An 11,267-nucleotide genomic window follows, 5' to 3' on the forward strand; every position below is an offset into this window, starting at 1 on the left:
GTGGCGGCGGTGAGGGTGGCGGCGGCGGCGGCGGTGCCGGTGGCCGCGACGGTGTCGTTCTCCGGCAGGGAGGCGCCCAGGTTGGCCGTGCCCAGGTAGAACAGCTCCAGCAGCATGCCGACGGACAGGCCCCCGCCCACGTCACCCAGGAGGGCGCCCATGAACGTGGCGGCCACCAGGGGCCGGGACAGCATGGCCTGCAGGAACGCCTTGCGCTCCACGGCCACCAGCCCCCCCCAGAGACACGCGAGCGCCACCTGGGTCCAGCCGACGTTCACCGGCTCACCCGGCCTTCGACCAGCGCTCGGTCAGGTCCGGCAGGTCCACGGACTTCTCCGCGGGCACGGCGCGCGCCTCCACGCGCACGCCCTGCGCGGACAGCTGCTGGAGGGCCTGCAGCTCGCCCTCCGCCAGGAAGACGGACGGCGACACCTGCCGCCGGCCGGTGCCGAAGTGCACGTTGCCCAGGTTGAGCTGGTCCATCACCAGCCCGTGCTGGAAGGCGAACGGCACGGAGGCGACGTCCCTCAAGAGCACGAGGGTGCGCACGCCGTCCTTGGACAGGGCGGAGAAGTCCACCTGGGCAAGGGGAAGGATCTGCACCTCGATGGCGCTCTGCACGGCGAGCGCCATGGCGGCACGGATGAGGGGACTGGACGCCGCCTCATCGTCCGCCACCACCACACGGGACACCTTGAGGTGGGGAAGCCAGGCTTCGACGACCTGACCATGGATGAGGCGGTTGTCGACGCGGACCAGGGTGATCACGGCAGTCTCGAATCGCCGACCCGTGCGGGTCCGTCAAGTTCGCGGCTGCTGCTGGGCCTCGCGAAGCAGGGCGGATGCACAGGTGATGTTGCGCTGGCCGTACGACGCCAGCTGGTTGGCCATGTCCGACAGGGCCATCTGCTCCGAACGGAGCGAGTTGGCCTTCAGCAGCATGGGCAGATTGACGCCGGCCAGGACCTCCAGATTCATCCGCTGACACATCATCAGCGATTCCTTGCAGGGGGTACCTCCGAAGAGGTCGGCCATGATGATGACGCCGTCCCCTTCATCCACGGTCTTCACCGCCTGCTTCATCTTGGCGCGGAGGTCCTCCACGGGCGCCCCCGGCTCGATGTTGCAGGTGGCCACGGCGGGCAGCTTGCCCACGATCTGTTCAGCGGTGGAGACAAGCTCATCCGCGAGACGACCGTGCGATGCGATGACGAGGCCGACCATTGATCACCCCTGAGCAACTTCCCGGGAGTTTTGCGTCCTACGCCCATCAACGACCGGACGCAACTCCGGCGAAGTTTTCCGCCTGCACCTGGGACTGCTTCCCCAACGACTTCGCTTCGAAGGTAAGGCGACTGCGCCCACCATGCCTGGAATTTCAGGTCCGGGGAAGGGACACGGTGTCGTCTGCCGGACGGGGAACCGGGCGCGGTCTCCCCACGCTGTAGAGATGCACGGCGCCCCCGCGCGGTGCGTGCCCTCCAGGGCGAATCCTCCATCCCCGCTCGGTGGGTAGGAAGGCGGCCGGGCTGGCGTGCGGGAGCGGCCGTATCACCCGGAAATCCCGGGAGGGCCCGCGAGGTCCAAGGGTACTCGGGGCGCACCGGAGTCCTGGGACCTGTCGCATCGGGTGCGGTGTCTCAGTGGACGACGAGGCGGGCCCGCTGCTCCGCCGGCCGGATGCGCGCGGTGGCGCCGGCGCCGAAGGTGAGGAAGTCCTCCTCCATGCCGTCGCTGAAGATGACGCCGCCCTGGGGCATGCGGGACTCGAGCACCAGCTCCTCTTGCGCGGTGACGAAGCCGCCGACGATGTCCGCGCCCGAGTGGCGGCTCACGAAGGGCTCGCGCACGACGAAGGCGAGCCGCGCGTCCTCCCAGCCGAGCGTCCAGGGCTTGCCGGGCGTGCCTCCCGTACACCGGGTGAGGCCTCGCGCGAGCGCGAACACGGACGACAGCCACCCGCTGGAGCCCGCGCCGGTGGACACGAGCACGCCGCTGGAGGACTGCGACTCCTCGCGGCCGCCGTAGCGGACCTGGTAGCGGGCGGACACGTGCGTGCGCGCGCCAATGAACAGGTCGTTGAAGGCGAGCAGCCGCTGGCCGTCCTGGAGCCGCGCCTCCGCCAGCTGCACCTGGCGCACGTTCGCGCGGCCCTCCAGCGTGCGCAGCACCGCGCCCCGGGCGTCGCGCGGGAGGAAGGGCAGGAGCACACCGTCGAAGCGCGCGGGGTCCGGGTTGACGCCCACGAGCGGCTGGCTGCCCACGTACTTGGCCACGTTGGCGACGAGCCCGTCCTGGCCCACCGCCACCACCACCTCCTTGCCGGTGAAGAGGAAGGTGGGCACGAGCGAGCGGTCCACCTGCTGCACCGGCAGCCCCACGTCCAGCTGCGAGCGCAGGGCGTCCACCGCGCGGCGGTAGGTGTCGTCCTCCGCCTCGAAGGCGTTGAAGTCCTGGTTGTTGCGCTCCACGTAGAACTTGGCCTGCTTCTTCGTGTTGAAGCGCACCACCAGGTCCGCCAGCCGCGTCTTGCGCGTGACGAGGACCACCTTCTCGAACGGGGTGTTCATGGCGGGCCTTCAGCGGTCGCGGGGGTCGATGGGGTGGACGTCGGCGCGGCCGGGCTTGTTCGGCCTGGGGTTCGGCGGAGCGGCGCTCGACGGCAGCAGCGAGCGCAGCAGGTCCGGCGACACGTTGAGCTCGCCGATGCGCTCCGCGTTCTCGCCCATCTCGCGGAAGGCCAGGGCGATGTTCAGCGCCGGGTCGCCGCCGTTGGCGGACGTGGCCAGCAGCGTCTTCCAGTCCATGTTCCGCACCGGCTCCAGCGTCTTCTCCAGGGTGTACGCGCGCGCGTCCGCGGACTGGCGCTCGTTCTGGACCCAGCGCTCCATGAGGGCGGCGCGCTGCTCCTCCACGGAGATGTCCGCGGCCATCTTCGCCTCGCGAATCTGGCGCTGGCGCTCCTCCACCACCAGCTCCGTGGCCAGCTCGCTCTCCTTGATGCGCCGCTCCTGCTCCACGGCCGCGTTGCGGCGGGCGTAGATGGCCTCGTCCGCTTCGCGCTGGAGCCCCTCGCGCGCGGCGGCCTCCAGGGCGCGCGCCATCTCCGGCGTGGGGGCGATGGAGAGCACGGAGAAGGCCATCACGTGCACGCCCAGCGCCTTCACGGACTCGGCGTCCGCCAGCCCCGCCAGCACGCGGGCCTCCAGCAGGTCGGACTGCACCAGCACCTCGCGCAGGCTCAGGGACTGCACCACCGCGCGGGCGCGCACCTGCGCGGCCTGCACCAGCCGGTCCGCGAGCTTCTCCGGGTCCTCCGAGCGGTGACGCCCCGACGGCGTGATGGAGTAGTCCAGCAGCCCCGCGAGCTTGCGCGGGTCGTCCACCCGGTACGTCAGCTGCCCCTGCACCGTCACCGGCTGGAAGTCCCGGGTGACCTCGTTGAAGGCGAACGGGACGTCCGCGCTCGACAGCGGCACCGCCACCAGCGTCGTCGCCGGCTTCCAGTAGAGGAACGACAGGCCCGCCCCCTCGCGGACCACCTCGCCGTCCCGGTACTGCATCACGTACGTGGTCGGCGTTGACTTCATGTACCCGAAGAACATCCGCGCATCCCCCTCACTCACTGCGTTTCGTTTGTGTAACTTCGACACCATCTTAGTGTCATCTGTACACATCCGCAACAAGGACGGAGGGAAAGCGGTGTAGGTGGCGTGGATGCCGGTGGACGGGGTGGGCTCGGGCGTCCTTGAATCGGGGGCATGACGCGCAAGCTCGGGGAGCAGTTGGTCCTGGATGGAGTGCTGACGCCGGAGCTGTTGTCCCGGGCGCTCGCGCGGCAGCAGGAGACGGGGCTGAAGCTGGGCGAGTGCCTGGTGCGGCTGGGCGTGGACGAGACGCCGGTGCTGCGGCTGCTGGCGCAGGAGCTGAAGACGCGCTTCGTGTCCACGGAGAAGCTGGCGCAGGCGAAGGTGGACGCGGCGCTGTTGGAGCGAGTGCCGGTGCGGCTGGCGGAGGGCTTCGACTTCATGCCGCTGCGGCTGGCGCAGGACGTGCTGTACGTGGCCATCTCCGAGCCGCAGCGGCAGCGGGCGCTGGAGGAGATCGCGAAGACGGTGGGCGTGGCGCAGGTGCTGCCGTTCGTGGCGGTGCGGAGGTCCATCCGCGCGGCCATCCGCAAGCACTACTACTCGGACGCGAAGGCCTTCGAGCACCCGCCGGAGGACCTGGTGTGTCCGCACTGTGGTGCGTCCTGCAAGCCGGGGGACTTCCAGTGCGCGCGCTGTGAGCTGCTGCTGGTGCGCAGCGTGGAGGACCTGCCGCCCCGGGACAACGTGTCGCTGGTGCGCGCGCTGCTCACGAAGCCCGAGCAGACGGGGGCGCGCGGCGTGCCCCGGCCGCCGCGTGAGGAGGCGACGCGGGTCGTGTCCTTCCAGGCGCAGGCCGCGGCGAAGACGAAGGGGCCGCCGGTGCGGCCGGTCATCGTCGCGGGGCTGGACCTGGTGAACCAGCCGCTGAGCCCGTTCGAGGCGTACGTGCTGTCATTCGTGGACGGGCGCACGGCGCTGGCGGACATGGCGCTCATCACGCAGGTGACGGAGCTGGAGCTGCGCGCGGTGTTCGAGTCGCTGTCCGAGCGCGGCGTGACGAAGCTGGTGGGCACGCTGGCCTCGGCGGAGGTGGCGTTCACGGGGGATGGCGTGCCCGCGTCCGTGCGGGGTGAGCCGAAGTCGTCGCCTTCCTCGCCGTCCGCGAAGGCGGTGGTGGCCCGTGCTCCGGGGGTCCGGCCGCGGGCGCCGCTGCCTTCGGTCTCCCTGGGCTCGGTGCTGACGGCGAAGCCTCCTGGCGTGCCCCCTGCTTCAGCGCCCCGGAGAGAGGACGCGCAGGAAGAGGTGCTCCAGCGCGTCGTGCGGCTGGAGCAGGCGGGGAAGCTGGCGGAGGCGCTGGACCTGCTGGAGCGCAGCATCGGGCTCTTGCCGAAGCCCGCGCCGCTCTACAACCGCATGGGGATGATCCTCCTGAACCACCAGCGCGACTACGAGCGCGCCAGTGCCTTCTTCCAGAAGGCCTCCGACCTGGAGCCTGAGAACAGCGTCTACACGATGAACCTGTACTCCGTGCTGGCCCTCACCGCCGAGGCCACGAACGCGGGGCAGAAGAAGCCCCGGCGCTGAAAGGTGCCCATGCCCTCCCCTTCCGAGTCCTACCTGCTCGACTTCCATGCACGCCTCGCGGGGGTGACTTCGCGGTGGTTCGCTTCCGCTCCGGTGGAGCGGGACGGGGCGCGGGCGCCTTCGAGCTATGCGCTGCTGGAGGCGGAGGTGCCTGGGGGTGAGCACCCGCTGACGGTGCTCGACCTGGCGTGTGGGGATGGGCACCTGCTGGAGCTGCTTGCTCGGCGGAGGCAGCCCGGGCTGTCACTGCTGGGGCTGGACATGAGCGCGCATGAGCTTGATGCGGCACGGGCGCGGTTGAATGGCGCGGCGACGCTGATTCAAGGGCGGGCGCAGTCGCTTCCGTTCGGGGATGCCAGCGTCGACGTGGTGCTGAGCCACCTGGCGCTCATGCTGATGGATGACGTGGAGACCGTGCTCGCGGAGCTGCGGCGCGTGCTGAAGCCGGGCGGACGGGTGTCGATCATCGTGGGGGGAGACATGGTGCCGGGCCAGGCGATGGAGGTGTTCGTCGGGCTCATGAAGCCCCTGCTGAGCGCGGAGGCGGTTCCTCCCGCGAAGCTGGGCGACGCGCGTGTCCGCTCCGTTGAGGGTCTGCGGGAGCTCTTCGCCGAGGGCTTCGCGGACGTCACGGTGCGGTCCCTCTCCGCGCAGGGCGATGGTTCGCCCCGTGAGGCCTGGGAGTCGCTGCTCACGACGTATGACGCGGACCGCTTGTCTCCGGCGGCCCAGGCGTCTCTTCAAGCCGCGTTCCTCCAGGCCGTGGAACCGCTGCGGCGCTCGGATGGGAGCGTTCCGTTGCGCTGGGGGATGCGGCAGTTGACGGCAATGCGTCGGCCGCGCTCGACATGAGCATTCCCAAGAAGGGCAGCCGCCGGGTTCGCTTTGGCGAGACCGATTACGACTGGCGCATCCGGAAGAAGCCGACGTATTCGCAGGCAGTCGCCGATTCGCCCATGCTCCTGGCGATCCAGGCCAGCGAGGAAGGTCCCCGGCGCGTGCTCGTCGTGAATCTCCGCATCAGCCGCCCGGACAACTGGATCGCCCCACATGGGACCGGCGTCACTCCGGCCATGGTTCGCGACATCATCCGGCGCGCGCTTGCTGCGGGGTGGAGCCCCTTGGGCGCAGGCCCTCCGTTCCGCTTCGAGTACGGAGTGGTGAGGGAGACCATCGGGCGCGTCCTGTCAGGGACCAACGACTGAGTCACTCGACCGGCATCCAACGACCGGCTCCTTGGGCCCCCTCGTTAGCGGCGCACCGTCAGCCTTCGGAATCAAGCCGAGGTCCTCAAAAAGCACGCGCAGCGGCCTTTCAAGGGCATCGAACTCTCCTGCGAGGTACCTCCTCAAGACGTCCCTCCGGGTCCCGCATGCCACGAAGAAGTACACGCCCTCTAAGCAGATGTCGTACTTCGCTTCGTGCCCTAGAACCTCGGCGAACTCGGCGAACTTGGCGAATGGGACGCACAGCGGGTCGTACTTGCTCATGGGGCAGTGATGCGGCGGAGGCAACTCGCGCGCACCACTTTCAGCATGCAGTCAGCGCATGAACGACTGCCCTATCCAGGCAGAGTCCACAGGACGATGCGCAGCGTGTTGCCGTCCTCCGTGGGCTTCGTCTCGTGGAGCGTCATCGCGAGGGCACCCGTCGCCGCGTCGCGCGCGTGGTGCACGATGAGCGCAGGGGTGGGAATCCCCGGCATGGCTTCCGTCAGCCACGTGTAGCCCTCCTCGGGGGTCTTCGCCTCCAGGACAGCGACCGTGGCGTGTCCCGTTTGCGCCGCGGTGCAGAGCATCTGCATGTCCTCCAGCGTGCGCACCTCGTCAGCGAAGAGGAGGTCCGGGTCCTGCCGCAGGAATGACCGCAGCGCCTGCACCAGCTTCAGCTCCGGGCCCACCTTCACGACTCCGATGGCGCCTCCCGGCCCGCCCTTCGGATCCTCCACCGCCGCCAGCGCGTGCACGTTGTCGGGCAGCGCATCCATCAACGCCCGCAGGGTCGTGCTGCGGCCCGTGCCGGAGGCGCCCGTGAGCAACACCAACTGCCCGTTGAACAGCTTCTGGTCCAGGCGGTTGAAGAGACCGGTGAGGAACGCCGCCGCTTCGGCGGAGAGCGGGAGGCTGGCGATGCTCGGGTACGCCTGGCGCGTCTCCCGGTCCCTCGCCAATGCCGTGGTCCAGGTGCCCAGGGCGTCTTCGCGGAACGACACCCGGAACTCGATGTCCGGATCCGCCGCTCCCGCCGGAAAGGACACGGTGCCCCGGTCAGGCATCACCGGGTTCGCGCCCCGCTTCGCGTGCGCCGCCAACGCATTCCCCAGCGGTCGGTACAGTTCGTACGCCATGGGCTGTCGCACTGGCACCCGCTCCGCGCCCAGCAAGCCCACCGTGCCCGGCGTGTCCTTCGCGATGAAGAACAGCGTGATGCCCGCGTTGATCACGCGGCCAGCCGTCGCCGCGTCGGCTTCATCTCGGCCCACTGCCCCGCGCGCATCGTCCGCTTCCTCGCCTTCGGGCTCCTCGTCGCCGTCCGTGGCGCTGTCCGTGTCGTCCGCCGCCCAGACGGAGAACATCGCCGCGCCCGTGCTTCCCGCGACGTCGAAGAGGGCCGCCGCCAACGCCTCGGGCGTCTTCGGGGATGCGACCGCTCCACGAGCGTTCCGGCCCGCCTCTCCCAGCCCCTGGAGCAGGCGGGCGAACACGGCTTCCGGCGTCGTGGGCGCTTCGGACTTCGGGCTCGGAGTCGTCATGGGCGCGGACCATGGCATGGCCCGTCGCGGCCCGGCCACGCCTGGAGCGGCACTCCCAGTGGCCCGAAAGCCGTGGCCCCCGTGCGCCGCACCGGGACGGCTGCCGGCCTGCCGGAAGAACGGGCGAGGAAGCTCCATGATGGGGGCTCCCCTCCAGCGGGCGCTTGGGTAACATCGCTTGATGTTCAGGCGTCTCACCAACGCGCTGCGACGGCTGTGGCACCGCCCCGCCGAAAGCAGCCCTCCGGACCGGCAGAGCCCGGCCGGCGGTACCGAACCCGCCGCCGCCTCGCCCCGGCGCTCGCGTGCGTCGGTCGCGGAGGAGCCCTCGCCCCAGGCGAAGCACGGCACCAGCCGTCCCCGCCGCCCGGCCGTCCGCATCGTCGCGCACGGGGCCGCCCCGCACGCCGGCAACCGGAAGAAGGCTCGCCGCGGCAGCGTCACCACCACCCGCTTCTACGACCTGCACGACGACTTCCGCGCCCCCGGCCGCTGGGAACCCGGCGACCCGCTGGACCTGGAGGACAAGGTGGTGGGCGACGTGTGGATGTTCACCGCCGGCCGCCCCGTGGACCCGCCCGGCCCCCTCCACATCCCCAACGAGGCGAAGGCCGCCCCGCTGGACTTCAGCCTCGCCGGCGCCGGCCTCACCCCCGTGGTGCACCCGCGCGTCGCCGCCGTGTTCGCGCGCCTGGCCCCGGAGGACGTGCAGCTGCTCCCCGTGGACATCGAGGGCCAGCCGGAGCCGTACTTCCTCGTCGTCGCCACGCGCCTCATCCGCTGCGTGGACGAAGCCGCCTGCCTGGAGCTCCTCCACTACGGCCCCGGCGACGGCCTCCCCGCGCGCGTGGGCCAGTACCGCTCCGTCCGCGGCCTGCGAATCGACCCCGTCCAGGTGGGCCGCGCCCGCGTGTTCCGCCCCTGGGGCTGGCCCGTCACCCTCGTCGTCTCCGAGGTCGTGAAGGAGGCCCTGGAGAAGGAGGGCGTCACCGGCGCGCGCTTCACGCCCGTCACGGACACCCGGCACTGACCGGGCGGCTCCGGAGGGCGGCTACTCCTTCTCGATGTCCCGGTCCCACAGCTGCACGCGGCCGTAGTCCGTGGACAGCCGGCGCACCATCTCCGCCGCCAGCGCCACCGAGCGGTGCTTGCCGCCCGTGCACCCCAGCGCCACCGTGAGGTACGCCTTCCCCTCCTTCTGGTAGCGGGGGAACAGGAAGCGGCAGAGGTCCACGACCTTGTCCAGGAACGCTTGCGTCTCCTCCCGCTCCAGCACGTACCCGGCCACCTTCGGGTTCTTGCCCGTGAGCCCCTTGAGCTCCGGCACGAAGTACGGGTTCGGCAGGAAGCGCACGTCGAACACGAGGTCCGCCTGCGGCGGCACGCCGTACCGGTAGCCGAAGGACATGATGGACAGGCTGGGGCCCGTCGTGGGCTCCGGGCTGAAGCGCCCCTGCACCATGCGCTTCAGGTCGTGCACGTTGAGCGCCGACGAGTCGATGACCTGATCCGCCAGCTCGCGCAGGTCCCTCAGCGCCTCGCGCTCCGCGTGGATGCCCTCCGCCACGGTCCCGTCCGGGGCCAGCGGGTGGCGGCGGCGCGTCTCGCTGAAGCGGCGCAGGAGGCTGTCGTCGCTGGAGTCCAGGAAGAGCACGTCCACCTGGTGGCCCGCGCGGCGCACCTCATCCAGCACGCGGGGGGCGTCCTTGAGGAAGACGCCCTCGCGCACGTCCACCACCAGCGCCATGCGCTCGATGTTGCCTCCACCGGCCAGCTCCGTGAGCTTGGGCAGGAGGAGCACCGGCAGGTTGTCGATGCAGAAGAACCCGGCGTCCTCCAGCGCCCGGATGGCGGTGGACTTTCCGGAACCTGACATGCCGGTGATGACGATGATCTGCTTCGCGGGGGCGGTCACTCGACCTCTTCTCCCAAGGTGCGGCGCATCGCCCCCTGGGCGATGGCTCGATTGAGTCGCTCGGCGAACTCTCGCGCCGAATGGTGGCCCTGAAGCTTCAACAGTTGGTTGCGCGCGGCCACCTCCACGATGGTGGCCATGTTGCGTCCAGGACGCACCGGCACGACCGACAAGGGGATGTCCACGCCGACGATCTGCAGGTGCTTGTCCTCCACGCCCAGGCGGTCGTACTCCTGGTGCGGATCCCACTCCTGCAGCTCAATCACAAGCTCAATCTTCTTCTGCTCCCGGACGGCGGACACTCCGAAGAGGTCCTTGATGTTGATGATGCCCAGGCCGCGGATCTCCATGTGGTGCTTGATGACCGGGTTGCCCGCGCCGTAGACGGCCCCCTTCCTCCGGGTGACGTCCACGATGTCGTCCGCCACCAGCCGGTGGCCCCGCATCACCAGGTCCAGGGCGATTTCACTCTTGCCGATGCCGCTCTTGCCCAGCAGCAGGATGCCCACGCCGAAGACGTCCATCAGCACGCCGTGCAGGCTGCTGGACTCCGTGAGCGCGTCCTCCAGGAAGCTCTGCACCCGCTGGATGAACTCGCTGGAGAGCAGCGGCGTCTTCATCAGCGCCAGGCCCGCCGCCTCGCAGGCGTCCACCAGCGCGCGCGGCACGTCCAGCGCCTTGGTGACCACGACGCACGCCAGGTCCTCCTCGCCGAAGAGCTTCGCCAGCGAGGCGCGCTGCGCGTCCTCCGGCAGGGTGGCCAGGTAGGAGATTTCAGTGTTGCCGAAGACCTGGACGCGGTGCGGGTGGAGGTGCTCGGTGAAGCCCGCCAGCGCCAGCCCGGGCTTCTGGATGCGCGAGGAGTCCACCGTGCGCTTCAGCCCCTGGGTGCCCGCCATCAGGGTCAACCGCAGGTCGTGGCCCTGGTCCTCGAGGAGCTGGGAGATGCGAATGGATTTCATCGTCAGGACGTGGATATCACCCACCGGCCTCCGGAGGTGAACCGCACCGTGTCCGCCGTCCCCCCCGCCTCCCCTACAGCCGCCACCGAGCCCCGGTCCGGAGCGCGGGTCGGAGTCCCAACGGAAGCGTCCCGTGGGACTCCCACCGAAGCCGCCCCCGAAGCTCCGTTCGAGCGCCGGCTGGGCCTGCTGCTGCTGGCGGGCGCGCTGGGCCTGGGCGCGGCCTTCCGCCTGTACCGGGCGCTGCACGACGACGGCATCTACTGGCCGGACGAGGTCTACCAGAGCCTGGAGCCCGCCCACCGCCTGGTCTACGGCTACGGCCTGGTCGCCTGGGAGTTCGTGGAAGGGGCCCGGAACTGGGCCCTGCCGGCGCTGGTGGCGGGGCTGCTGGGGCTGGGGCGGCTGGTGGGGCTGACGGACCCGGCGGGCTACCTGGGGCTCGTGAAGGCCTTCTTCGCCGG

The 11,267-nt window shown here is 70.4% G+C and carries 13 protein-coding genes and 1 pseudogene; 5 read left to right on the top strand and 9 right to left on the bottom strand.

Annotated elements, in window-relative coordinates; all coding sequences use genetic code 11:
* The 5 genes from ACLEQD_RS26020 to ACLEQD_RS26040 form a co-directional block, all read right to left on the bottom strand.
* A partial coding sequence (locus ACLEQD_RS26020) for a PTS sugar transporter subunit IIC (protein ID WP_410387671.1) occupies positions 1-278 on the bottom strand: 278 nt, incomplete at its 3' end.
* Positions 279-282: 4 nt separating this feature from the next.
* Positions 283-768: a PTS sugar transporter subunit IIB gene (locus tag ACLEQD_RS26025; RefSeq protein WP_410387672.1), complete on the bottom strand. Its 486-nt coding sequence runs from the start codon at positions 766-768 to the stop codon at positions 283-285.
* A 33-nt stretch (positions 769-801) separates the two neighbouring features.
* Positions 802-1,224: a PTS sugar transporter subunit IIA gene (locus ACLEQD_RS26030; RefSeq protein WP_120551834.1), complete on the bottom strand. Its 423-nt coding sequence runs from the start codon at positions 1,222-1,224 to the stop codon at positions 802-804.
* A gap of 416 nt (positions 1,225-1,640) precedes the next feature.
* On the bottom strand, positions 1,641-2,570 hold the full coding sequence (locus ACLEQD_RS26035; protein ID WP_410387673.1) for an NAD+ kinase: 930 nt from the start codon (positions 2,568-2,570) through the stop codon (positions 1,641-1,643).
* A 9-nt stretch (positions 2,571-2,579) separates the two neighbouring features.
* Positions 2,580-3,605, bottom strand: a complete 1,026-nt coding sequence (locus ACLEQD_RS26040; RefSeq protein WP_410387681.1) for an SPFH domain-containing protein — start codon at positions 3,603-3,605, stop codon at positions 2,580-2,582.
* A gap of 156 nt (positions 3,606-3,761) precedes the next feature.
* Between ACLEQD_RS26040 and ACLEQD_RS26045 the strand changes: the two genes are divergently transcribed.
* From ACLEQD_RS26045 to ACLEQD_RS26055, 3 genes are read left to right on the top strand one after another with little or no spacing between them, the layout of a single operon-like run.
* Positions 3,762-5,174, top strand: coding sequence for a hypothetical protein (locus ACLEQD_RS26045; RefSeq protein WP_410387674.1), 1,413 nt, complete (start codon positions 3,762-3,764; stop codon positions 5,172-5,174).
* 9 nt (positions 5,175-5,183) lie between these two features.
* Complete coding sequence (locus tag ACLEQD_RS26050) at positions 5,184-6,026, top strand: class I SAM-dependent methyltransferase (protein WP_410387675.1); 843 nt, start codon at positions 5,184-5,186, stop codon at positions 6,024-6,026.
* Positions 6,023-6,379 (top strand): hypothetical protein, encoded by a 357-nt coding sequence (locus ACLEQD_RS26055; protein WP_410387676.1) that lies wholly within the window; start codon positions 6,023-6,025, stop codon positions 6,377-6,379. Before ACLEQD_RS26050 ends, ACLEQD_RS26055 begins: the two co-directional genes overlap by 4 nt.
* On the opposite strand, the gene ACLEQD_RS26060 is transcribed toward ACLEQD_RS26055, so the two are convergent.
* On the bottom strand, positions 6,362-6,664 hold the full coding sequence (locus ACLEQD_RS26060) for a hypothetical protein (protein ID WP_410387677.1): 303 nt from the start codon (positions 6,662-6,664) through the stop codon (positions 6,362-6,364). The two genes, ACLEQD_RS26055 and ACLEQD_RS26060, sit on opposite strands and share 18 nt — an antisense overlap.
* A 71-nt stretch (positions 6,665-6,735) precedes the next feature.
* Positions 6,736-7,926 (bottom strand): ATPase, T2SS/T4P/T4SS family, encoded by a 1,191-nt coding sequence (locus ACLEQD_RS26065; protein WP_410387678.1) that lies wholly within the window; start codon positions 7,924-7,926, stop codon positions 6,736-6,738.
* Positions 7,927-8,107: 181 nt separating this feature from the next.
* Here ACLEQD_RS26065 and ACLEQD_RS26070 point away from each other — a divergent pair, with 181 nt between their 5' ends.
* Positions 8,108-8,956 carry an imm11 family protein gene (locus tag ACLEQD_RS26070; protein WP_410387679.1) on the top strand — a complete coding sequence of 283 codons (849 nt, stop codon included), beginning with the start codon at positions 8,108-8,110 and terminating at the stop codon, positions 8,954-8,956.
* A 21-nt stretch (positions 8,957-8,977) separates the two neighbouring features.
* Here ACLEQD_RS26070 and rapZ read toward each other — a convergent pair whose 3' ends face one another.
* Entirely contained in the window at positions 8,978-9,841 is an 864-nt protein-coding gene (gene rapZ, locus ACLEQD_RS26075; RefSeq protein ID WP_410387680.1) for an RNase adapter RapZ, read from the bottom strand.
* Complete coding sequence (gene hprK / locus ACLEQD_RS26080) at positions 9,838-10,803, bottom strand: HPr(Ser) kinase/phosphatase (RefSeq protein WP_338263049.1); 966 nt, start codon at positions 10,801-10,803, stop codon at positions 9,838-9,840. Before hprK ends, rapZ begins: the two co-directional genes overlap by 4 nt.
* 9 nt (positions 10,804-10,812) lie before the next feature.
* On the opposite strand from hprK, the pseudogene ACLEQD_RS26085 reads away from it, so the two are divergent.
* Positions 10,813-11,267: pseudogene (locus ACLEQD_RS26085) on the top strand (hypothetical protein); the annotation flags it as partial.

The organism is Corallococcus sp. 4LFB (assembly GCF_046520365.1).
GTDB lineage: Bacteria > Myxococcota > Myxococcia > Myxococcales > Myxococcaceae > Corallococcus > Corallococcus caeni.